Raw genomic sequence first — 23,529 nt, 5'->3', positions numbered from 1 at the left:
CGGGATTTGAGTATTTATAAAAAGATGAAGGCTCATGCGAGGTCTCTCCAACTCCAGCCGGGGCGTTTTGCGGTAACCGCATCGCGGATTTTTTGTGGCGGCTCCAGGGTTTGCGCCGAATAGGTGCCAAACACCTCGAGTGTCATGGTGCAGCGCGCAGCGTGAAACCACTTGCCGCAGCCGTTGACGTGACGCCAGCGCTCAAAATGCACGCCTTTGGGGTTTTCGCGCATGAACAGGTAATCATGGAAGTCATCATCGGAAGACCCGGGGCCAAAGCGTTTCAGATGCGCCTCGCCGCCAGCATGGAGTTCGGATTCTTCGGCTTTGACACCGCAATAGGGGCATTCAAGGATCAGCATATCATTGTCCTCTGAGCGGCAGGGCAGCCTGCGCTGAAGTATTACGGGGCATCAGTGCGCCACCCCGGCCGCGACGCTTTCGTCGATGAACTGGCCTTCTTTGAAGCGGTCGATTGTGAAGGCTTCGGTCAGGGAGGAATGGCCTGTGGCCATCAGTTCCGCCATGCCCCAGCCGGAACCCGGGATGGATTTGAAACCGCCGGTGCCCCAGCCGCAGTTGACAAAGACATTGCCCACCGGGGTTTTGGAGATGATCGGCGAGCGGTCGCCGGTGACATCCACAATGCCGCCCCATTGGCGCAGCATTTTCAGGCGGCTGACCATTGGGAAGGTCTCGTTCAAAGCGCGCACCGTTTCTTCGATGTGGTGGAACGAGCCGCGTTGAGTGTAGTTGTTAAAGCCGTCAGTACCGCCGCCGATGACCATTTCGCCCTTGTCGGATTGGCTCATATAGCCGTGCACCGTGTTGGCCATGACCACCACATCCATGCAGGGTTTGATCGGCTCGGACACCAGCGCCTGTAGGGCGACACTCTCCATCGGCAGGCGGAAGCCAGCCATTTCGGACAGGACCGAGGCGTTGCCAGCCACCAGCATACCCAGCTTGTCGCAATCAATTGGGCCCTTGGAGGTATCGACACCAGCAACGCGGCCACCTTCGACCCGAACGCCGGTGACTTCGCATTGCTGGATGATATCCATGCCCATGTCTGAACAGGCGCGGGCATAGCCCCAGGCCACGGCGTCGTGGCGGGCGGTGCCGCCACGTTCCTGCCACAGGGCCCCCAAAACCGGATAGCGCGGGCCATCCAGATTGATGATCGGCACGATTTCCTTGACCCGCTGCGGTGAGACAAATTCAGTCGGAACGCCTTGCAGGGCATTGGCATGCGCTGTGCGCTGGTAGCCACGGATTTCGTGTTGGGTCTGGGCCAGCATCAACACACCACGCGGGCTGAACATGACGTTATAGTTCAGGTCCTGGCTTAGGTTTTCATACAGGCCGCGCGCCTTTTCATAGATCGCGGCGGAGGGGTCCTGAAGATAGTTGGACCGGATGATGGTGGTGTTTCGTCCAGTGTTACCGCCGCCCAGCCAGCCTTTTTCAATCACGGCGACATTGGTGATGCCAAAGTTTTTGCCGAGGTAATAGGCCGTGGCCAAGCCGTGGCCGCCTGCCCCAACAATGATGACATCATAGTGACGTTTTGGGTCGGGAGAACGCCATGCGCGTTCCCATCCGGAGTGGTAGCGCAGGGCCTCGCGCGCGACAGCAAATACCGAGTAGCGTTTCATGGCGAATCCAATTGGGTCGAGATATGAGATGGGTATGCATCAGCACTCCACCTAAGCCGCGCCGTTAATCGTCGCAATTGCGCAGGTTTGCGACATCACTGTCGTGTGAGATCGCAGCAAGCGCGACAAATTTGCTCTTTTTTCCGCTGCTCTGGCCCTATAGATGAGGACCAAACTACGGAGACACTATGACCTTCTGGATTGTTACGTCGTTTATGGCGCTGGCCGTTTCACTGCTGATTGCCATGGTTCTTTTGCGGGCGCGGAAGCTTGGCCAACCGGCTGCTGCGTTTGATTTGAAAGTCTACCGCCAGCAATTGCGAGAGTTGGACAAGGATCTGGCCCGTGGCGTCATCAACCAAAGTGATGCTGATCGTACGAAGACCGAAATATCGCGACGTATTCTGACCGCAGACGAGCAGCTGCAAGCCCATCAGGCCAATCTCGCACAGCCCCGCCGCGTAACCCTGGTGATGGCGGTGCTGGTTACAGCGCTAATTCTGGCCGGATCGCTGGGACTGTATGTCCGGTTGGGTGTGAATGGATATGGCGATATGCCCCTGTCTGACCGGATTGCACTGGCTCAAGAGCGGTCAACGGATCGCCCATCGCAGGCACAGGCCGAAGCCGGTGTTCCACCACTGCCTGCACAGCAGGTCGAAGACAGCTATCTGCAATTGGTAGAGCAGCTTCGCCAGACCGCTGGTGAACGGGTCAACGATGCGCAGGGACAAGCATTGCTTGTGCAGCATGAGGCCAATCTGGGCAATTTTGTTGCCGCCTATCAGGCCAAGCAGAACTATATCCGGATTATGTCCGGTGATATCGAAGCCAAGGACCATGCCGAAGCCGCCGAGTTGATGATCATGGCCGCCGGCGGTTACGTCTCGCTTGAAGCGGAGGCCGAGCTGCGCCGCGCGCTGGAACGCGACGGTGGCAACGGCGCCGCACGGTATTACTGGGGGCTGATGCTGGGGCAGATCGGACGCCCGGATATGGCCTATCAGATTTGGGCGGAAACCCTGCAAACCGGACCAGCCAACGCACCATGGATCCCAACCATACAGGCCCAGATCGCTGAAATGGCCTATCGTGCGGGCATTGACTACAGCCCACCCACCGCCGTACCGGCACCGGGTTCGCCGTTGACTGGTCCAACACCGGAGGAAATGGCCAGCGCCCAGGATATGTCTGCTGAAGACCGGCAAGACATGATCCGAGGCATGGTCGCAAACCTGGCCGAGCGTTTGAACAGCGAAGGTGGCAGTCCGCAGGAATGGGCCCGCCTGATCGTAGCCTTAAGTGTACTGAAAGAGGTCGACCGGGCCCAGGCTATTCATGACGAAGCTATACAAACCTTTGCAGATGACGCCGCCGCAGTGGCCCTGATCACAAGCGCAGCGCAACAGGCAGGACTATTGCCATGATCCATGATGTGTTCGAGGAGTTTGCAACCAGCCTGCCCCAACATCGTGCTTTAATGGGGTTGGATCTAGGCGATAAGACCGTGGGCGTTGCGGTCTCGGATCTGATGGGCACTGTTGCCACTCCGCTTGAAACAGTGCGTCGCAAGAAGTTCACACTGGATGCCGCCCGATTGCTTGAGATCATCGCAGGCCGTAACGTCGGTGGTATCGTGCTGGGGCTGCCGCGCAATATGGATGGATCGGAAGGGCCGCGCTGTCAGAAAACCCGCGCTTTTGCGCGCAACCTTGGCCGGTTGACCGAATTGTCGATCGGATTTTGGGATGAACGGCTTAGTACGGTGGCCGCCGAGAGGGCCCTGTTAGAGGCGGATACATCCCGAAAGCGTCGTTCCGAAGTGATCGATCACGTAGCAGCCTCTTATATTCTACAGGGCGCGCTGGATCGCCTGGCGCATTTGAAGAACGGGTAGAGACATGGATCGCGACGTTTGGAAACGTGAAGAGGTAGACTCTCCCTGCACCCAGATCTGCGTCGTGCACCCTGTGACCCAGCTTTGCGCCGGTTGTGCCCGAACGGTCGAGGAAATCAGCCGCTGGTCACTGATGTCTGCGACTGAACGCACTGCGATCATCGCAGACCTGCCAAACCGAAGCGCCGTCCCGAAGAAACGCCGGGGGGGCCGGACGGGCCGCAGGTAAATTGCGGGCAGGTTTGATCACATCGCCCGTTGATACGAGGCCTGCGGCGCGAGTATTTTTAAAAAGATGAAAGAGTGGCATTCGACTTGGACGACCGCGCGTTCAAGGCGCTCTGAGCCATGTTTTCAGATCAGCACTGTCTGGTCGAAAATAGGCGATCATTCGACCCTCTTTGGGCGCGGAGGCCTGTGCAGCCCAGGGTGCCACCCCATGCAGGGTAAGGCGGTGCATGAGGTAGGATTCGCCAGGGAATGCATGGACAGTGACCCGTTTGCAGGTTTCAAATACCTCGGCCCGGGCCCGCGTGTAGGCATCGGTGATGTCGACCTGTGACCAGGTCTCGGCTGCCTGTCCGGCAAAAGCTGTCTCAAAGGCCTGACGCATGATCCTGTGGCTGTGCTCCCAGATGACCAACGGCGCAGCATCGGCGCTGGTTTTGGTTAGGGGCAGTCCCAGCACCCAGGCATGCGGTTCCTCTACCCGGCGACGGCGCGCCTCACCAAACAGTTTAACACCATCCACATGGGCCGCATCCCGTTTCTCGCGATAGCGAAACGCAGCAGTGTCTTCTCCTGGACGCGGTCGCGGGTAGCCGGGGAATATGACGGACAGTTGCGCCTTATGGAGCGGCGGTATCGGGCCAAGGTATTTGGTGATAAAGTCTATCGGTGCCCCGGCAAGAGGAGGGCCACCCGGCAGTTGCCCCTGTGGATCATTCTCCAAGGCGTCAACGCCAATAAACCAAGTGCCTTCGCACTGCATCCACTCTGCGTGGCGAGGATCCTGTACGGCTGCTTGCCCGGCGAGCTGGGCATGACGGGCCCAAGCCTCAACAGTCGGATCATGACTAAAACTGATCCAGCCCTTGTCCAGGAAGGTGTCAATCATCCGTCGTTACCCCCACAGGGCTTTGCGAAGCATATTCAATGCAACCGCAATCAAGAACACCGCAAAAATCCGCTTTAGCGGCTTTGGATCCATCGCGTGAGCCAGTTTCACGCCCAAGGGTGCGGTCATCAGCGTCATTGCAATCACCACGCCAAAAGCCACCAGATTGACCGCACCATAGGTCAGTGGCGGACGCACAGCAGGGTCAATCGGCAGAAACAAGAACCCGATCACCGAGGGCACGGCAATGATCACCCCAAGACCGGCCGCTGTGGCCACAGCACGGTGAATGGGCGTGTTATACAGGCTCATCAGTGGCACACCAAAGCTGCCACCGCCGATGCCCATCAGAACAGACAGAAAGCCAAACAACGGGGACAAAGCGAAACGCCGTGCGCCTTTTGGCATTGCGTCTCCCAATCGCCATTCACTGCGCCCAAAACCCAAATACAGCCCGATCACCAGGCCCAACACGCCGAACAACCCTTGCAGGGTGGTCGACCGCAACGCTGAGGCAGCCAGCACACCTGCGACGGCACCCAAAACGATGCCCGGGGCCCAACCCCGCAGGATCTCCCATTCTACAGCACCCTTTTTATGGTGGCTCAGCAGGGACCGCTGCGAAGTCACCATAATCGTCGCCAATGAGGTCGCCAGACACAGTTGCATCAGTTGGTCGCCGCCATATCCCAAGGTTTGAAAGGCGTAGAAAAAGGCCGGTACCAAGACAATTCCACCTCCAACCCCCAACAGCCCGGCTAACACTCCGGCAATCGCACCAATCACAGCAAGCATCACCAGCATTTGAATGAGAAGCATAGTATCGGGCATCAGTTATTCCTTAGTTATTGCATGCGCAGGACAAAACAATGCCCTGCGGGAAGTGACCAGATCAAAGAAGGATGGTTGTGGGTTACTCCGAAATCGCGGCGAGCGCTGTTTCGACCAGCGCAGGACCTGCACTGTCACGGTGGGCCCCCTCTGACAGCGTGCGCCGCCATTGCCGTGCGCCGGGTCGACCTGCGAACAATCCCAGCATATGACGGGTCACCTGGTGCAGCCGTCCGCCTTGGCTGAGATGACGTTCAATATAAGGCAACATCTGGCGGGCAACATCTATCGGGTCGCTGAACTCGCCGGTGCCAAAGATTTCTGGATCCGCGGCGCGCAGGACATCACCAGGCTGATGATACGCCGCCCGGCCGATCATTACCCCATCTAGGCCTCGATCCAGATGGGCCTTGGCCTCTGCCAGTGTTGTGATGCCACCATTGACCGAAATATGCAGATCCGGAAAATCAGCTTTCATCTGGTGCACGATCTCATAGTCCAACGGCGGGATATCCCGGTTTTCCTTGGGGCTAAGGCCCTGCAGCCAGGCCTTGCGAGCATGGATTGTCACGCGGCGACACCCAGCATTGCTGATCTTTTGCAGGAAATCAGGCAAGACGTCCTGAGGCTTCTGCGCGTCCACCCCGATACGGCACTTAACGGTAATCTCGACATCCACCGCCGCGCACATGGCTGCGACACAATCGGCAACCAGGTCGGGGCGCTGCATCAACACAGCTCCAAAGGCGCCGGACTGGACCCGGTCTGACGGGCAACCGCAATTCAGGTTGATCTCATTATAGCCAGCGTCAGCACCCAAACGCGTTGCAGTAACCAGCTCATCGAGATCAGATCCACCCAATTGCAAAGCCAAAGGATATTCCAGCGGATCATGCGCCAACAAATGCAATGCCCCGCCCCGAACCAGGGCCGGCGCGGTCACCATTTCAGTATAGAGCAAGACTTCACGGCTCAGCAGGCGATGCATGTAACGACAATGCTGGTCGGTCCAGTCCATCATCGGCGCAACGGATAGGCGGGCGGCTCGACGAACATCGGAAAACCCTGATTTATCCCGGCTTTTTAACTCCGTCATTTTGCGCGTCTTCCTTATTTCGCTCAGATTCACTGCCACTTTTGAACTCTGCACTGCGGCTAGTAGCATCGACGAGGCCGTGTAGCACTTTTTCCTACCAGAGTTCCAGCGCGCCCGTTCAGGCCCTGCAACCAGGCCATGCGACCCGGTCCCCGCCAGTTCCGGCTTCGAACCAACTCTCCTTTTCTACAAAGGGTCAAACCGATCTCAGAGCTAAGCATTGAAGCATCCGAGACAGGCTGACAGCATAAGCCGAGCACCCGACGACGCGCAGCTTCCCTAGGCCTTTTGGTATAATTCACATGGCACAAGTGGACTTAACTATTCTCGGCACCTGTTGGAGAATCCTGCCTGTGGACCGGCGATGGCCACTTTCCCTTTTGGATATACAACATAAGCCACGAAGACGAACCGGACTAATGGAACTGTGGCTCAATCCCTAAAAGTTTCAGTAACAAGTTTTTTTGCTTCCAGTTTTGTTAACTGATCTCATCCATTTTCCCGGTCACATTCGGAATTTGGAGAATTTAGATGTATAGTGGGAAAACGGTACTCGCAGCGGCCATTTTAGGTTTGCTGCCATCTCTCGTTAGCGCCGAACAAGGTGTCACTGCCAACCAGGTTACTTTTGCTCAAGTGGCAGCACTTGATGGACCTGCGGGCGCATTAGGTCAGGGCATGCAACAGGGCATGCGGGCTGCCTTTGAAGAAGCCAATGCAAATGGTGGCGTACACGGACGCCAGATTGTTCTCGACAGTCTGGATGACGGCTACGAACCAGATCGTTCAGTGACCCATGTTAAAGCGGTGATCGAGGGTGACAACCATCTTGGATTGATCGGAGCCGTCGGCACCCCAACGTCTTCTGCAACCCAACCGGTGGCCACTGCTGCCAACATGCCGTTTATTGGCCCCTTCACAGGTGCTGGTTTTCTGCGGGATGCAAGCCATGGCAATATCTTCAACGTGCGGGCAACCTACTTTGCCGAGACGGAGGCCTGGATTGAATACCTGGTAGATCAGCAGGGCATGGAATCGATTGCTCTTTTGTACCAAGATGACGGCTTTGGTCGTGTTGGACTGGCTGGAGTCACGGCAGCGCTGGAAAAGCGTGGCATGACATTGTCGGCCGAGGGCACCTATACCCGCAACACCACCGCTGTAAAAAAGGCATTGCTGTCCATCCGCAAATCCAAGCCAGACGCCGTTGTCATGGTTGGCGCTTACAAGCCAGTTGCAGAATTCATCCGGCTGTCGCGCAAGATTAAATTCAACCCGACTTTCGTGAACATCTCATTCGTTGGGTCTGATGCCCTGGCGCAAGAGCTGGGCGAGGCCGGTGAAGATGTAATCATCAGTCAGGTCGTGCCTTTCCCGTGGGATGCATCGGTACCTGTTGTTGCACAATACCAGGCCGCGCTGACCGCTGTTAATGCCGATGCCACGCCTGGTTTTGTCACCCTCGAAGGCTATTTAACCGGTCGTTTGGCTATCAAAGCACTGGAAGACGCGGGCACCGACCTCACACGTGAGAGTTTTCTGAAAGCCCTCGCCGGGTTGCGCACAGTGGACTTCGGAGGCGTCACAATGAGTTTTGGCCCCGATGACAATCAAGGCATGGACAAGGTCTTTTTGACCCGCATCACCCAAGACGGTGGTTTTCAGCCGGTCACAGCCGCTGGCGGTTCCTAACCAAAACCAAATTGCAACAAGAACCGGCCTGCCCGCTCCTTTTGGGCAGGCCAATAGAACACTTAGCAAGTTGAGATGACATCATGACAGCACAGGCTTCTCCTCCAAAGAAACGGGGCTACAGACCATTTTCCAGTATTGGGGCCAAGATTACCCTGATCCTACTGGCTATGGGCGCAGCATCCGCCGTCGTCGGAGTTTTGGTTTCAACGGTATTTTCCCGTGTCTCAGAAGACATGTCGATGCTGACCCGTGATATGTTACCTCAATTGGAATACAGTGCAGTGCTGACCGACGCAGCTGGTCTGACCCGGGACTCCATGACGGATATTCTGCTTGCCGGGGACAGTGCTGGACTGAAACAAGGCCGCATTAAAGCCGAGGAGGCAGCCAGCCGGTTGCAGGAGGGTGTCAAAAACCTTCCAGAAGCTTTGCAGCCCAAGTTCGCAACCCTGGCAGAGAACGCCGATCAATCCCTTAAAGAACTACTCGCAGCACGTGAATCCGTTTTTGTCAGTGATGCGCAGATCAGTGCACAGATCACTGCCATGCAGACCCATAGCCGCAGCCTGCAGCACCATCTGTTAGAGGCCGCCGATGAAGCCTACTTTAACCTTACATTAGGCGGTGAAGACACGATTGCATCGATTGAAACCACTCTTACCGGGTTGGTCAACGAACAGTTCAGCACCCTGCAAAGCCTGTTGGAAGCACAGGCCGATATCAACCTTCTGGCCGGTATGTCATTGGGCCTTGGTCAAATACGTGATGTGCCAACCAAGAAAATCATGACACAGGCCGCCACTGGGTCCGCCGAACGGCTCACAGTATTTCTCGAAGATCCCGCCGCTCTGGGCCTCAACCCTGAAGAGGCCGAAACGGTTCAGAATGCGTTCAAAGTATTTGAAAGAATGTTGGTTGCGCGCCGATCTGAACAGAAGGCTCTGCGCAAGGAAGTGCTGAGTGCACGTGAAGCCAGTGCCAACGCCCTTATCGTTGCCATTGATAATACAATATTCGAACTGACAATGGCTGCCGAGGAAAGCAGCACAACCAACCGTGATGCCGTGCAAAGCCTGTTGGACAACGAGGTTGGCGTGCTTAACCAACTGTTGGAAATGAACACACTGATCAACAGTCTGCAGGTGGCTGCACTTCGCGTTGTCTCCTCTGATGGCGTGGAACAGGTCCAGATTGCAGCTGATCCACTGACAACAGCCGCCAAAGCACTTGGGGAGTTTGTTAATTTCCAGAATGGGGTTCTGACAGAGGACATTCACGGGATTGCCGCCCAGGCCGATGCCAGCGGCGGGCTGGCAGCGTCTCGAATTGCTACAATCCAGGCTCAAGCCAAGACAATTGAGGTTTCGCAGGCTGCCGCACAAGCAGTGTCCGAAATCGCGCACCATTCGGCCACGCTCAGCGGAGAAAGCCAAACAGCTATCTCAGAAATGGCTGTGACCGTGACCAACGATGTGCGCGAAGCGGAACAGCAAATGTACGGTCTTCTCGGCGTGTCCGCCGCTGTGCTTGTGTTGTCGCTGTTGCTGACAAAACTGTTGATCACCCGACCGCTTGCAAAAATCAGTGAGACCACTGAGCACCTGGCCGCAGGCGATCTAAGCCCGGTCACCGGGTATGACCGCGCCAGCACCGAGGTCTATCGCATTGCTCAAGCGCTATCGGTTTTCCGAAACGGGCTTGTTGAGAAAGAAGAGATGTCCAAGGCAGTTGAGGCCGAGCGAGAAGCACGCCAGGCGGAGCAAACAGCGGCTGTCACTGCGATTGGGGATGGGCTGGAGCGCCTGTCAAAAGGCGATCTGACAGTCCGAATTCAGGACGACATGAGCGACGGTTACGCCAAATTGCGCGATGATTTCAATCAGACCCTGGAAAGTCTGAAAACAACAGTTTTCGAAGTTGTTGGTTCCTCTGAAAGTATTCGCAATGGCGCCACCGAAATCAGTCAGGCCTCGGATGATTTGTCGCGTCGCACCGAAAGCCAGGCCGCAACTCTGGAACAGACTGCCGCCGCCTTGGAAGAAATGACCTCTAGCGTCAAATCGGCGGCCGAAGGCGCTCTTAGCGTTGAAAGCATTGTAAACGAAGCCAAACAAGAAGCCGAAGAAAGCGGTGTTGTTGTACAGAGCGCTGTGTCCGCGATGACAGAAATTGAAAGCTCAGCCCGCCATATTTCACAAATCATTGGCGTAATCGATGACATTTCGTTTCAGACGAACCTGTTGGCCCTGAACGCAGGCGTCGAAGCTGCACGCGCTGGAGAAGCAGGCCGAGGGTTTGCAGTTGTCGCCTCAGAAGTTCGAATACTGGCACAGCGATCATCAGATGCGGCCACCGAGATCAAGTCACTGATCACAGACAGCTCAAAGCACGTAGATCGCGGCGTTCTTCTGGTCGGCAAGGCTGGCGAGGCCCTGAATACCATCGTTGATCGTGTGGGGAACATTTCCCATCTCGTCTCTGAAATGGCGGTTGGTTCCGCAGATCAATCCACTGGACTGGCTGAAATAAACATCGGCGTATCCCAGTTGGATAATGTGACCCAACAAAACGCTGCGATGGTCGAAGAAGCCACCGCAGCCAGTCACTTGCTCAATTCAGACGCTCGCAAACTGTCCACGCTAGTGTCCCATTTCAAAATTGACGACACCGGTCACAGCCAGGAGAATCCGTTCACATCCCACGGCGAAACAGACATCTCGTTTTCGCCGCAGGCCGAACAAGACGATGACTGGTCAATGGACGAAGCCCCGCTTCAGCCAGCCAAGGTCGCGAGTGCTGCGGGCAACATGTGGGAAGATTTCTAAACCGGTTCGCCCGCTTGAATTTTGATGTGATTTCAAGCGGGCGACCTTTTTGAAACCCTGAACCTACAACCGTTCCCCTACGGGGTGACCACTTCCCGCATCGGCAAGATCTGCAGAGGAACGAAGTCCAAACCTTGGCGAGAACGAGAGCTTTAGATGCTGTGGGTTTAAACATCATCACAGGGCACGCGGCCACTTCAAAACGACCAGACAACCCTATCAGCTGTGGTCGAAAGGTTGGGAAACCGAACAGGGGCTTACCCCCGTTAAGCCGCGACAGCTATGCCCAGAGCAATCACCACGACGATACTGATCAAAGAGAGACCTGTTACAGATTGGAAAAATCGTTTTTTGGAATAACACTTGTGACAGCTTCGACCCGATAGGCGCATTTTGTGCCCACAATCTGAGCACGTGAAAACTCGAAGTACCATCACGATTTTCTTTCACCTAAATGCGCAAAGACACCCCAGCACAGTAGTCTCAATAATGTAAATTTGACTAAAACCTACGTAAAATTAACCAGCCCGGCCAGTAAACTCAGCATAATATACCTGCACCAAAAGAACGTGAGCGGGTGAGCCAATCACGCTAGAGCTGCCCAATCTGATCCAAAAGAACTTTCTGGATCAGATAAAATGAGCATCAAAATAATTCCGCGTTTTGGTTGATGTCCAGTCGACGGATCATCGTGTGTTTTCCATACGATGGTGCTAAGCGCCGCTCCACAACAAACGCGCAGATTTCGGCGGCAGTGCATCGGGACGCTCGCAGGTGGTGGTCATTTCGACCCAACGCTTAGCCTCACCTGCGGCCAGTATCGACGTCATCACCTCTACTGCATGCAAAGCCAAATCAAGATTACACCTGTGGGGTCGGTTTTCGACGATCGCCTGGGCCATTTCAGCAAGACCCGCGGCACGATAATTAGCCTGCATAACCCCGTCGTCATGCTCTTCGTTTGGGACACCAAAGGGATGGTCATCCCCTGTGAGAGTAGCAAAATCACCGTCTTTTGCAGTTAGCGTCACCTCTCCTCCAAAAAAGTTTGGATCCGGAAGAGACATCGATCCCTCGGTCCCATAAAGCTCCATGTTGGGATGAGCGGTGTTCCAGACGTCCCAACTTGCACCAAAGGTGACAATGGCCCCATTTTCAAACTGCAAAACTGAGTGAATGTTGGTCGGCGTGTCAACCGGCACAGTTTGCCCATCACGCGGACCGTTTGAAATGGTGCGGGACGCAAAGCTGGTTCCGGTCATCGCCGTCACCGCACGAACCGGTCCAATCAACTGGATCAGGTTGGTGATATAATAGGGACCAAGATCCAGAATAGGGCCACCACCCGGCTGAAAAAAGAAATCAGGATTGGGGTGCCAGTGCTCCATACCATGCGACATCACATGGCAGGTGCCACCAATCACCGATCCTATCTTACCACTGTCGATTGCTGCGCGCGCCAATTGATGAGATCCACCAAAAAACGTATCCGGTGCCGAGCCGACACGCAGTCCCCTCACCGTGGCCAAATCCCGCAGCTTCTTGCCCTCTTCGAGGTTTAGAACAAACGGTTTTTCCGAGTAGGCATGCTTCCCGGACACCAGAATTTGCCGGCTGATATCATAGTGGGCCGCCGGAATGGTCAGGTTCACTATGATGTCGATGTCATCAGCCCGCAACAGCCCCTCAACTGTTTCAGCGCGGACGTTATATTCCGCGGCACGGGCATTGGCCGTCTCCATATTGATGTCCGCAACTGCCCGGACTTCGATACCGCTAAACTTGGGCGCAAATTTCAGGTAGGTGGTGGATATATTGCCGCATCCGATGATGCCAACGCCAAGATTTTGCATTGTGTTTTGTCCTTAGAGTGCAGTGACACTGTCGAGCGACCGCGTCGCGAACCGGTGATGGTCATTTGGATTGTCATGCTCGATGACGTAACGCCCAACGCCCGCAGCCTGCAGCGCGGCGTGAATGGGCGCCCAGTCGACGACACCATGCCCGACATCAGACCATCCATCTTCATCCAAACCCGCCCCTTGTGCGGCGATGTCCTTGATATGCGCAACGCTGATCTGATTGGCATATTTATGAATGGTCGCCACTGGATCCTGTCCGGCCCGGATCACCCAACCAATATCCAGCTCCAGTTTCAGATCCGGCGAGGCCTGTGCGATCACATCCAGTGCCGTTACCCCTGCCCCAAGATCCAGCAGCTCAAAGTCATGATTGTGCCAGCCAAAGGTTAAGCCAGCGGCCTGAAGCGGTTTGCCAGCCTCGACCAGATCATTGGCAAATGCCTGCCATCCTGCAAGATCGCTCGGGCGGGCATCGTCAGTAAGATAGGGTGCAAAAACGGCCTCCATACCAAAGCGATTTGCGACATCGATAACGCGCTGTGGGTCGTTCACAATGACAGACAGGTCAAAGTGACCGGTTGTCATGCGCAACTTGTTCTCATGCAGACAAGCCTGCAGGCCATCAAGGTCACCGTAGATGCCGCCGTAGCCTTCGACTTCTGTGAACCCAGCCGCCGACAACATGGCAAAGGTTTCAGGCAAGGCCCAATTTCTGGACCCATACATTTGATAGGATATCGCGGGCATATTGCCACCTTTCATAATTTGTTTTGGTCAGAGACGCGTTTCTGATTTTTTGTCGAACAACGAGGCCCGCTGTGCGTCAATTCCGATGGGAAGAGTGTCACCGGTGCGGACCTGAGAATGTCCATCCATACGGATACGGATTTGATCGCCGGCAAGATCAGCATAGACCAAGGTGTCAGAGCCCATCGGCTCAACCAGATTGACCTTAACATTGGTCTGAACCGACGCCCGGCCGAGCAACTCGCCGGTGACGACGTGCTCGGGACGAATGCCTATAGTCGTCTCCCCATTGGAGGCTCCGCCGTTCACGAAGTTATAGCCCGCCATTGGCAGTTTCAAATCCCCGGTCGAGAACTCGGCATTCTCCAGGTTTCCCTCAAGAAAATTCATCGAGGGGCTGCCAATGAAATCTGCGACATAGCGGTTCTGGGGCCGATTGTAGATCTCGTCCGGAGTGCCCAACTGCATGATTTTGCCGCCTTTCATGATTGCAATCCGATCCGCCAGCGTCATGGCTTCGACCTGATCATGGGTCACATAAATCATGGTATTTTTCAGCTGTTGGTGCAGCCGCTTCAATTCAACCCGCAGATCGGTCCTTAATTTGGCGTCCAGGTTCGACAAGGGCTCGTCAAACAGGAAAACATCCACATCCCGGACCAGTGCGCGCCCAATAGCAACCCGTTGCCGCTGTCCCCCAGACAGAGCGCCCGGTTTGCGCTTCAACAGCGGCTCAATCTGCAGGACTTCGGCGGCCCGGCCCACACGACGTTTGATTTCGTCCTTGGCAACGCGCGCATTCTTCAGCCCGAACGACAGGTTTCCCTCAACCGTCATCTGCGGGTACAGCGCATAAGATTGAAACACCATGCCGATGCCGCGCTCGGATGGTTCCTTCCAGGTGACGTTTTCGCCCTGAATAAAGATCTGCCCATCCGTGATATCCAGCAGACCTGCGATGCAATTCAGAAGCGTGGACTTGCCGCAGCCGGATGAGCCGAGAAGAACCAGGAATTCGCCTTCGCCGACGTCGAGGTTCAGCCCCTGCAAGACTTTTACTTCGCCAAAATGCAGGTCAAGATCGCGGATCTGGACTGAGGGTTTGGGGATATTCATAGTGTCAGCCTTTCACCGCGCCGGCAGCGATGCCACGCACAAATAGTTTTCCGGAGATGAAGTAGATCACAAGCGGCACCAGACCTGTCAGAAGGGTCGCCGCCATATTGACGTTGTATTCTTTGACACCCTGCACCGAGTTGACGATGTTATTCAGCTGAACCGTCATCGGATAGGTTGCTGGCTTGGTATAGATCACACCAAACAGGAAATCGTTCCAGATCCCCGTGACTTGCAGGATCATTGCCACCACAAAGATAGGCACCGACATCGGCAACATGATCCGAAAATAGATACCCCAGAACCCGGCACCATCCACCCGCGCCGCCTTGAACAGCTCCTCTGGCATCGCGGTAAAGTAGTTGCGGAACAACAGGGTCAGGATCGGCATTCCAAAGACTGAGTGGACCAGAACCAAGCCCCAGACAGACCCCATCAGACCGATTTCACGCAGCAAGATAACTATCGGGTACAACATGGTCTGATAGGGAACAAACGCGCCGATGATCAGGATAGTAAAGAACACCTCCGAGCCCTTGAACCGCCAATTGGCCAGCGCATATCCATTGATACTGGCGATGGTAATCGACAAGGCAACCGAAGGGATCAGGATCCTGACCGAGTTGCCAAAGCCGCGGCTTAACCCGTCACAGTTCAACCCGGTACAGGCCTCGGACCAGGCCTTGACCCAAGGCTCAAAGGTGACTTCGACAGGCGGACTAAAGATATTGCCCATCCGGATCTCGGGCATGCCTTTCAGCGACGTCACCACCATCACATACAGCGGCAACAGATAGTAGACCGAGATCAATATCAGGGTGCCGTACAAAAAGATGTTTCGACGCGACAGACGGTTTTTGGGTTTGGTCCCACGTGGACCCGCCATAGACGCTGCGTCAATGGTCGAGGGTGATACATCAGCCATGCTTTTTTCCCCCAAATTCCAGATAGGCCCAGGGCACAAGAATGATGATGACCGAGACGAGCATCATGGTGGATGCTGCAAACCCCTGCCCCAGGTTCTGGGCCTTGAACATGTAATCGATGACGTATTTTGCCGGCACTTCTGACGAGATACCCGGCCCGCCGTTTGTCTGCGCAACCACCAGATCATACAGCTTGATGATGCCGCTAGAGATGATCACAAGCGCGGTTACGAAAACTGGACGCATCATCGGCACAATGACCTGAACATAGGTTTTCACCAGACCGATCCCGTCTACCCGTGTGGCTTTCCAGATGTCTTCGTCTATGCCTCGCAAACCGGCCAGCATGATTACCATAACCAGCCCCGTGCCCTGCCACATTCCGGCAATCAAAAGTCCGTAGATCACCAGGTCCGGATTGTTGAGCGGATCGAAATTAAAGCCCTCCCAGCCCCATCTTCGCACCACACCCTGAAGGCCGAAATCCGGATTGAGGATCCATTGCCAGGCCAGGCCGGTCACTACAAACGACAGGGCAAACGGATATAGGAAAATGGTCCGGAAAGTGTTTTCAAATCTGATTTTGCGGTCCAGCAGTGCCGCAAGAGTGAAGCCCAGAACCATCGTCAGGATCAGCGAGCATATTCCGTAAACCGCCAGGTTTTCGATTGAGATCATCCAGCGACGGGTCGACCATAGCCGCTCGTATTGATCAAAGCCGACGAATTTGACCTTGGGCAACAAGCGTGAGCCGGTGAAGGAATAAAAGACCGTCCAGGCCGTCCCGCCCACAAAGACAACCAGTGCTGTCAGTATCATTGGAATAGAGGCGACTTTGGCACTTAAATTCCGAAACCAACGGTTGGGCCGTTTGGCAGCGTTCATGTCCATTTCTCCGCAGATCAGGTGGAGCCCGGGCAAACCGGGCTCCGGTGTTGTAATGCGTCTATCAATCTGCCCGTGCGATGATGTCCACATAACGCGCCTGAGCGTCTGCGGCACTTAGATCCGAGGCCCAGAATTCGGCCATCAGATCTTCAACCTGCGTTGTCGTATCTGCGGAAAGGTTCATGTCGTTTGACGGCAATACACCTCCGTCAGCCAGAATTTGCAGGCCTTTTTGCATGCAGCTGTTGGCCGAGGACATATCGATATCACCGCGCACTGGCAGCGATCCTTTGGCCAGGTTGAATGCAACCTGAACTTCGGGTGAAATCAACAGCGTGGCCAGCTCTAGCTGCGCCGCCTGAACTGCAGGATCATCCACTTTGGGGAAATAGAAAGCATCCCCACCGGTATCCAGAATTTGATTGATGCCAAGCCCGGGCAGGCAGGTGTAGTCATCGCCTGCAACCTGACCGGCAACCTGGAATTCTCCCTGCGCCCAGTCGCCCATGATTTGGCCACCAGCTTTGCCGGAGATCACCATATTGGTCGCAAGATTCCAGTCCTGAACATTGCTGTCGCGTGCCAGTTCACGTGCACTGGCTGCCGCTTCAAATACGGCCGTGTAAGAACCACCTGCCGCAACATCCGCATTTTTATTTACAGACACCTCGCGCCAGTCATCGATCCCGGCGATCGCAATGGTCAGCGTGCCAAAGGCAATATTTTGCTGCCATCCCTGTTGGCCCATGGCCAATGGCACCAGACCAGCCTTTTCCAGGGCTGGGGCTGCGGCGACAAACTCATGCCAATCCTGCGGCACTGCAACACCCGCCTTTGCAAAGGCATCATGGCTAAGCCAGAGCCATTGCGCCGAATGGATATTCACAGGAACACAGTAAATACGACCTTCAAACGTACAAGCATCCAGCAACGCCGACGGGTTCACAAGATCTTTCCAACCGCCTGCCTCGGCGATCTCTGTCAGGTCGGTCATCAACCCGGCCTCGATCAACTCTTCGGATTGGCGCCCATGGTTCAGCTGCGTTGCAGCCATCGGGTCACCTCCGATGATCCTGCTGATGATAATGGGACGGGCGGTTCCACCCGACCCGGCGATTGCACCATCCACCCAGTTGTGATCGGTTTTCTCGGTAAAGGCCTTGGCAAATTCCGATACTGCTGCGGCTTCACCGCCTGATGTCCACCAATGTGTAACCTCTAAATCAGCGGCTCCGGCACTTGACGCGCATATTATTGCCGCCGCCGACAGTAGTTTTGTCTTACACTTCACAACTTTCTCCTCCCAGACCTAAATCGTTATAGTAGATGCCTATATCGATTTAGATTGACCTGGCAAGAATTTTTTTTGTAAAGATATGAAGACCCGCCAATGGCCCCTCTCTCCGAAACAATACCGGGACGCCCTGCCTCGAAATCAGTTGCAATACGCCCCAACACTGTCAAAAGACGGGGCAGATCAAAGGTTTCAAACAAAGACATGACCAAAAGCGACACGGATAAGCCCACTCAAATCAGAGCAGGTTCAGCCAGGAAACCGACGCTAAAAACAATTGCGGCTTTAAGCGGCATGGCGGTGCCAACTGTGTCACGCGCCCTTAGCAATGCCCCAGACATCAGTGCCGACACCAAGGCCAAGATTCGCAAAATTGCGGACGAAATCGGCTATGTGCCCAATCGCGCCGGGCTGCGCCTGCGGACCGGGCGTACCAACGTCATCAGTCTGGTGATGTCCACCGAACACGACATGATGAACCAGACCGCGCGATTGATTACCTCGGTTGGTAGTGGGCTGCGCAACACTCAATACCACCTGAATGTGACACCATTCTTCCCGCGCGATGATCCAATGACACCGATCCGATATATCGTGGAAAACGGTTCTGCTGATGCGGTAATCTTAAATCAGATCCTGCCCGAGGACCCCCGCGTTGCCTATTTGATGGACAAGCAGTTTCCCTTTGCCACCCATGGGCGCAGCAACTGGCAGGATCAACACGCCTATTATGATTTCGACAATGAAGCCTTTGCCCGGTTGGGAATTGAAGAGATGGTCAAGCGGGGCCGTAAGAACATTCTGATGATCGCCCCACCGATTTCGCATAACTACGCGCAGGAAATGGTCCGCGGTGGTGAAGCCGCTGCAGCAAAAGCAGGCGTGAAACTGTGCTTTTCAAAAAGAATTACCAGTGACAGCACCAACAACCAAATGCGCGAATGGGTTGCCGAAAAAGTCACTGCTGATCCGCTGATTGATGGTTTCATATGTGGTTCGGTCAACGCAACGATGTCCGCTGTCGCCGGAATGGAGACTAAGGGCTTTGAGGTGGGAAAAGACATTGACGTTGTGTCCAAAGAGGCGATCCCTTTCCTGAAATTTTTCCGCTCAGAAATTCTGGTCGTACTTGAAGATGTCACCGCAACGGGTGAATATCTGGCCCGGGCCGCCATACAGGCCGTAAATGAACCTGCCGAGACACCTATGCAATATCTGGAAATACCCAGCGGTTTTGTCTCATTTGACCAGTACTAGCCGCCTGCCTCAAACGCGATCACCCAAAGGCTGTAGACTGGCTTTCTGACAAGGCTGTTGATGATCATCATTCATCACCATGAAAAAATGCTTGATAATTTCACGATTCCCCTTCATCGTGAAATTTGAGGGAATAATTTCACCACCTTATTCAGGAGACCACCCGTGAACAGCCAAGCCCCGCTCACTGCGTCCCTAGGTGCCGACATCCGGGCATTGCGTAAGACACGTGGGTTGACCCTGAATGACATGGCCACCCGTTTGGACCGCTCGGTTGGGTGGTTAAGTCAGGTAGAACGGGATCTGTCCGAGCCGACGATTTCCGACCTGCGCCAGATTGCAGGCTGCCTTGACGTGCCGATGTCGATGCTGTTTGGCCATACCAATGCACCCCACAATGAACAGGGATATGTCGTACGCGCAGGCGCGCGGCGTCCTATTGGCGCCAGCGAAGAAGGCCTGATCGAGGAGCTTTTGTCGCCGGATCTGACCGATGATTTTGAGATGGTGCACTCGACCTTTCAGGCCCATTCCAAAATGCAGACCCCGGCGGACCGCCCCACGCAAGAGGTGGGGTATATCATTTCGGGCCAACTTGATCTGGTGATCGGCGGGCGGGCCTTCACTGTAGGGGCCGGCGACAGTTTCCGCATCCGTCATGAACCCTACCAATGGGCCAACCCCTATGCGGAACCAGCTGTCGCGATCTGGGTCATCGCCCCGCCGGTGTATTGACGCCATGAGTTTTGAAGCCTGGACAATATTTGCACTGTTTTGGGTGGTCTTTGTCACCACTCCGGGACCAAATGCGGTGAATTGCATCAGCAATGGCATGGCCTTGGGCATGTCCAGGGCGATGGTCGGCGTGCTGGCGATCCTGACACAGTCCTGCCTGTTTCTGGTCCTGTCCGCCTTGGGTGTCACCGCGCTGATTGCGGCCTCGCCAACCGGATTTCTTGCTGCCAAACTGATCGGCGCCGGTTTCCTGATCTATCTGGGTGTCCGGGGCTGGTTGAATGCCAGCAACCCTCCACCCATGACGGAACGCCCTGCCCGCCATGTCTATCTGCATGCTCTGGCCGTTGCCACGATCAACCCCAAAAGCGTCGCCGGCTACCTCGCTGCCTTCTCGCAGTTTGTGCAGCCGGATGTGCCAGTCTGGCAGCAAATGGGAGTGATTATGCCGACGGCACTGGTGATCACCGCGCTAAGCTATACCGGTTATACCGCATTGGGTGCAGGTCTGGGCCGTGCGGCTATGGCCATGGTGTTCAACACCTGGATCCGCCGCACCATGGCAGTCTGTTTTATTGTCTACGGGATACTGCTGGGGGCCAGCACGACACCAAACCTGGAGAGCTCATGATGATCAAAGGGTCCTGCCTTTGCGGCGACATCCATTTTGAAACCGGGGCCGAGCCAAAGGGTGCTTCGATGTGCCACTGTAGCCAATGCCGCAAACAATCGGGTGGCATCTGGTCCTCGGCCTATGTTGCCGACAGTGACTTAACGATCACGGGCCCGGTCAGCTGGTACGCCGCCAGCGATCTGGCCAAACGCGGCAGTTGCCCACGCTGCGGGTCTTATCTGTTCTGGAAGGCCCACGATGAAGACACCACCAGTTTCGCGCTGGGCGCCGTCGATGGTTCCACCAGGTTAAAGATTACCAAACACATCTTCGTCGCCTCCAAAGGTGACTATTACGACATCGCGGACACTGTCCCGCAACAAGACTAAGAAAGAGCGCTCATGTCTGATTTCCCAACCAAAGCTCGCGTCGTGATCATCGGCGGCGGTGTCATTGGCACCTCATCCCTGTACCATCTGGCCAAAAAGGGCTGGAGCGATTGTGTCCTGCTGGAAAAGAACGAACTGACAGCGGGATCCACCTGGCACGCGGCTGGCAATGTACCGACGTTTTCGACCTCGTGGTCGATCATGAACATGCAGCGCTATTCAACCGAGCTGTATTCAAAGCTGGGCGACGAGGTTGATTACCCGATGAACTATCATGTGACCGGCTCGATCCGCCTGGCGCATAGCAAGGAACGGATGCAGGAGTTTGAGCGGGCCGCATCCATGGGCCGGTATCAGGGTATGGATATCGAGATTCTGACGCCCGAGCAGACCAAAGAGCGTTATCCCTTTCTGGAAACCCATGACATGGCCGGGGCTCTGTATGACCCCCATGATGGCGACATCGACCCGGCCCAGCTGACCCAGGCCCTGGCCAAGGGTGCCCGTGACCTTGGCGCCAAGATCCTGCGCTTTTGCCCGGCAACCGGCGTCACCCAGCACGAGGATGGCACCTGGACCGTGCACACCGACAAGGGCAACATTGACTGTGACTATGTGGTCAACGCAGCCGGATATTACGCACAGCGCGTGGGTGACTGGTTCACGCCTTATGGCGGTCGCAAGGTCCCGATGATGGTGATGAGCCACCAATACCTGCTCTCCGAAGAAGTGCCCGAGATCGAGGCCTGGTCCAAGGCCAATGGCGGCAAAAAACTGCCCCTGCTGCGCGATGTGGATGTGTCCTATTACCTGCGTCAGGAAAAGCACGGGTTCAACCTTGGCCCGTATGAGCCGAACTGCCGTGCCCATTGGGAGACCCCTGAAGACCCCATGCCCGAGGATTTCTCGTTTCAACTGTGGAACGATGACCTGGACCGGATCGAAGACATCATGATGGACGCCATGGAGCGGGTTCCCGCCCTGGGTACGGCCGGTGTCAGCCGGGTGATCAACGGGCCGATTCCCTATGCGCCGGATGGCCTGCCGCTGCTTGGCCCAATGCCCGGTGTCAAAAACGCGTTTGAGGCCTGCGTGTTCACCTTTGGCATCGCCCAGGGCGGCGGCGCTGGCAAGGTGCTGGCCGAATGGATCGTTGATGGTCAGACCGAATGGGACATGTGGGCCTGCGATCCGCGGCGTTACACCGATTACACCGACCATGATTACTGTGTGAAAAAAGGCATGGAGGTGTACGGCAACGAATACGCCATGCATTTTCCGCACCACGAATGGCCCGCCGCACGCGACAAAAAAGTTAGTGCAGTACATGCAACAGTCAAGGAGCTGGGCGGCGTGATGGGCGCCTATAACGGCTGGGAACGGGCCAACTGGTTTGCCCAGGACGGCGATGACACCTCTGACGAGGCAACCCACACCTGGGGACGGTCAGGCCCCTGGCAACAGCGCATCATGGAAGAATGCGAGGCGGTGCGCGACGGTGTCGGTGTGCTCGATCTGCCCGGGTTCTCGCGCTTCAACCTTAGCGGCGAAGGGGCTGCTGAATTCCTGCGCGGCCTGGTCGCTGGCGGGTTGCCCAAAATTGGACGGATGAATCTGGTCTATATTGCGGACACGCGTGGCCGCATCCTGACTGAAATGTCCTGTATCCGACACGGCGAGGATCACTTTACCATGATCACCGCAGGCACCGCACAGTGGCATGACTTTGAAATCCTGCGGAATGCCCTGCCGGACGGTCTGTCCCTGAGTGATCACACCACTGAATTCGGCACGATGATCGTCACCGGCCCCAAGTCGCGCGAGCTGTTTGCCGGACTGTCTGATGCGGACCTGTCGCTGGGCTGGCTGACCCATCAAACCGCCACTGTCGCGGGTCAATCTGCCTTTCTGGCGCGGGTGTCCTTTGCCGGTGAACTGGGCTGGGAAGTCCACTGTGCCAATGCGGACCAACCTGCAATCTACGCGGCGATCCTTGCGGCCGGTGCCAAACCATTTGGCATGTATGCGCTGAACTCGCTGCGGATCGAAAAGGGCTACCGCACTTGGAAAGGTGATCTGACCAGTGATTACTCTCTGCTCGAAGGCGGATTGGGTCGGTTTGTCAAACTGGACAAGCCGCAGGACTTCCCCGGCAAGGCTGCAATTCAGGCCGAGAAACAGCAGGGCGTCAAAAAGGGCTTTGTCACGTTAATCGTTGATGCCGGAACGGCAGACGCGCCTTATATGTCCTGTATCTGGAAAGACGGCGAGATCATCGGCGAGGTCACCAGTGGCGATTGGGGTTACCGGGTAAACGCCTCGATTGCGCTGGGCATGGTGCGTGCTGATATGGCAGTGCCGGGCACTGAACTGGAGGTTGAAATCTACGGCGTTAAATGCCGCGCTGTGGTCCAAGACGATCAACCGATCTGGGATCCGACAAACGAGCGGCTGCGGGCCTAAGAAAGAAATGAGGACCCCCATGTAGGGACAGTTTAGACGACAGGTCACAACGGGTCATGGCCCGGATCTGCCAAAACACAACGATCAGCTGCCAGTCTTTGGGACTGGCAGCTGTTATTG

The 23,529-nt window shown here is 55.7% G+C and carries 21 protein-coding genes; 10 read left to right on the top strand and 11 right to left on the bottom strand.

Annotated elements, in window-relative coordinates; all coding sequences use genetic code 11:
• Positions 1-32: 32 nt before the first annotated feature.
• On the bottom strand, positions 33-362 hold the full coding sequence (locus EBB79_RS09255) for a sarcosine oxidase subunit delta (RefSeq protein WP_127748636.1): 330 nt from the start codon (positions 360-362) through the stop codon (positions 33-35).
• Between the two features lie 51 nt (positions 363-413).
• Positions 414-1,658, bottom strand: coding sequence for a sarcosine oxidase subunit beta family protein (locus EBB79_RS09250; RefSeq protein ID WP_127748635.1), 1,245 nt, complete (start codon positions 1,656-1,658; stop codon positions 414-416).
• Positions 1,659-1,846: 188 nt separating this feature from the next.
• Here EBB79_RS09250 and ccmI point away from each other — a divergent pair, with 188 nt between their 5' ends.
• From ccmI to EBB79_RS09235, 3 genes are read left to right on the top strand one after another with little or no spacing between them, the layout of a single operon-like run.
• Positions 1,847-3,085, top strand: a complete 1,239-nt coding sequence (gene ccmI / locus EBB79_RS09245) for a c-type cytochrome biogenesis protein CcmI (protein WP_127748634.1) — start codon at positions 1,847-1,849, stop codon at positions 3,083-3,085.
• The gene (gene ruvX / locus EBB79_RS09240) at positions 3,082-3,555 is read left to right on the top strand and encodes a Holliday junction resolvase RuvX (RefSeq protein ID WP_127748633.1); all 474 of its coding nucleotides are present in this window, start codon (positions 3,082-3,084) and stop codon (positions 3,553-3,555) included. Before ccmI ends, ruvX begins: the two co-directional genes overlap by 4 nt.
• A 4-nt stretch (positions 3,556-3,559) precedes the next feature.
• Positions 3,560-3,784: a DUF1289 domain-containing protein gene (locus EBB79_RS09235; protein ID WP_127748632.1), complete on the top strand. Its 225-nt coding sequence runs from the start codon at positions 3,560-3,562 to the stop codon at positions 3,782-3,784.
• Between the two features lie 102 nt (positions 3,785-3,886).
• Here the strand turns inward: EBB79_RS09235 and EBB79_RS09230 are convergent, their stop codons facing one another.
• The 3 genes from EBB79_RS09230 to dusA all read right to left on the bottom strand — a co-directional run bounded on the left by EBB79_RS09230 (position 3,887) and on the right by dusA (position 6,599).
• Positions 3,887-4,672: a hypothetical protein gene (locus EBB79_RS09230; protein WP_127748631.1), complete on the bottom strand. Its 786-nt coding sequence runs from the start codon at positions 4,670-4,672 to the stop codon at positions 3,887-3,889.
• Between the two features lie 6 nt (positions 4,673-4,678).
• The gene (locus tag EBB79_RS09225; RefSeq protein ID WP_127748630.1) at positions 4,679-5,503 is read right to left on the bottom strand and encodes a sulfite exporter TauE/SafE family protein; all 825 of its coding nucleotides are present in this window, start codon (positions 5,501-5,503) and stop codon (positions 4,679-4,681) included.
• Positions 5,504-5,585: 82 nt separating this feature from the next.
• Complete coding sequence (gene dusA / locus EBB79_RS09220; RefSeq protein ID WP_127748629.1) at positions 5,586-6,599, bottom strand: tRNA dihydrouridine(20/20a) synthase DusA; 1,014 nt, start codon at positions 6,597-6,599, stop codon at positions 5,586-5,588.
• 531 nt (positions 6,600-7,130) lie between these two features.
• Between dusA and EBB79_RS09215 the strand changes: the two genes are divergently transcribed.
• Both EBB79_RS09215 and EBB79_RS09210 read left to right on the top strand, forming a co-directional pair.
• Positions 7,131-8,291 (top strand): ABC transporter substrate-binding protein, encoded by a 1,161-nt coding sequence (locus EBB79_RS09215; RefSeq protein ID WP_127748628.1) that lies wholly within the window; start codon positions 7,131-7,133, stop codon positions 8,289-8,291.
• Between the two features lie 83 nt (positions 8,292-8,374).
• Positions 8,375-11,119 carry a methyl-accepting chemotaxis protein gene (locus EBB79_RS09210; RefSeq protein WP_238705039.1) on the top strand — a complete coding sequence of 915 codons (2,745 nt, stop codon included), beginning with the start codon at positions 8,375-8,377 and terminating at the stop codon, positions 11,117-11,119.
• Positions 11,120-11,832: 713 nt separating this feature from the next.
• On the opposite strand, the gene EBB79_RS09205 is transcribed toward EBB79_RS09210, so the two are convergent.
• The 6 genes from EBB79_RS09205 to EBB79_RS09180 all read right to left on the bottom strand — a co-directional run bounded on the left by EBB79_RS09205 (position 11,833) and on the right by EBB79_RS09180 (position 17,949).
• The gene (locus tag EBB79_RS09205) at positions 11,833-12,972 is read right to left on the bottom strand and encodes a Gfo/Idh/MocA family protein (protein WP_127748627.1); all 1,140 of its coding nucleotides are present in this window, start codon (positions 12,970-12,972) and stop codon (positions 11,833-11,835) included.
• A 12-nt stretch (positions 12,973-12,984) separates the two neighbouring features.
• Positions 12,985-13,728 carry a sugar phosphate isomerase/epimerase family protein gene (locus EBB79_RS09200; RefSeq protein WP_127748626.1) on the bottom strand — a complete coding sequence of 248 codons (744 nt, stop codon included), beginning with the start codon at positions 13,726-13,728 and terminating at the stop codon, positions 12,985-12,987.
• A 27-nt stretch (positions 13,729-13,755) separates the two neighbouring features.
• Positions 13,756-14,844, bottom strand: a complete 1,089-nt coding sequence (locus tag EBB79_RS09195) for an ABC transporter ATP-binding protein (RefSeq protein WP_127748625.1) — start codon at positions 14,842-14,844, stop codon at positions 13,756-13,758.
• Positions 14,845-14,848: 4 nt separating this feature from the next.
• Positions 14,849-15,769: a carbohydrate ABC transporter permease gene (locus tag EBB79_RS09190; protein WP_177627803.1), complete on the bottom strand. Its 921-nt coding sequence runs from the start codon at positions 15,767-15,769 to the stop codon at positions 14,849-14,851.
• Positions 15,762-16,655, bottom strand: coding sequence for a carbohydrate ABC transporter permease (locus tag EBB79_RS09185; protein WP_164860777.1), 894 nt, complete (start codon positions 16,653-16,655; stop codon positions 15,762-15,764). The genes EBB79_RS09190 and EBB79_RS09185 overlap by 8 nt, the downstream gene beginning before the upstream one ends.
• Positions 16,656-16,719: 64 nt before the next feature.
• The gene (locus EBB79_RS09180) at positions 16,720-17,949 is read right to left on the bottom strand and encodes an ABC transporter substrate-binding protein (RefSeq protein ID WP_127748622.1); all 1,230 of its coding nucleotides are present in this window, start codon (positions 17,947-17,949) and stop codon (positions 16,720-16,722) included.
• 207 nt (positions 17,950-18,156) lie between these two features.
• On the opposite strand from EBB79_RS09180, the gene EBB79_RS09175 reads away from it, so the two are divergent.
• The 5 genes from EBB79_RS09175 (at position 18,157) to EBB79_RS09155 (ending at position 23,409) form a co-directional block, all read left to right on the top strand.
• Positions 18,157-19,209, top strand: coding sequence for a LacI family transcriptional regulator (locus EBB79_RS09175; protein WP_127748621.1), 1,053 nt, complete (start codon positions 18,157-18,159; stop codon positions 19,207-19,209).
• Positions 19,210-19,374: 165 nt separating this feature from the next.
• The gene (locus EBB79_RS09170; RefSeq protein ID WP_127748620.1) at positions 19,375-19,944 is read left to right on the top strand and encodes a helix-turn-helix domain-containing protein; all 570 of its coding nucleotides are present in this window, start codon (positions 19,375-19,377) and stop codon (positions 19,942-19,944) included.
• Between the two features lie 4 nt (positions 19,945-19,948).
• Positions 19,949-20,575: a LysE family translocator gene (locus EBB79_RS09165; RefSeq protein ID WP_127748619.1), complete on the top strand. Its 627-nt coding sequence runs from the start codon at positions 19,949-19,951 to the stop codon at positions 20,573-20,575.
• Positions 20,575-20,946, top strand: a complete 372-nt coding sequence (locus tag EBB79_RS09160) for a GFA family protein (RefSeq protein WP_177627866.1) — start codon at positions 20,575-20,577, stop codon at positions 20,944-20,946. The genes EBB79_RS09165 and EBB79_RS09160 overlap by 1 nt, the downstream gene beginning before the upstream one ends.
• Before the next feature lie 12 nt (positions 20,947-20,958).
• Positions 20,959-23,409, top strand: coding sequence for a GcvT family protein (locus EBB79_RS09155; protein ID WP_127748617.1), 2,451 nt, complete (start codon positions 20,959-20,961; stop codon positions 23,407-23,409).
• The last annotated feature ends 120 nt before the right edge of the window (positions 23,410-23,529 follow it).

It is taken from the genome of Parasedimentitalea marina (assembly GCF_004006175.1).
In the GTDB taxonomy this organism is placed as follows: Bacteria; Pseudomonadota; Alphaproteobacteria; order Rhodobacterales; family Rhodobacteraceae; genus Parasedimentitalea; species Parasedimentitalea marina.
Note: the sequence above shows the minus strand (reverse complement) of the source record. Positions and strands in the feature narration are given on the sequence as shown.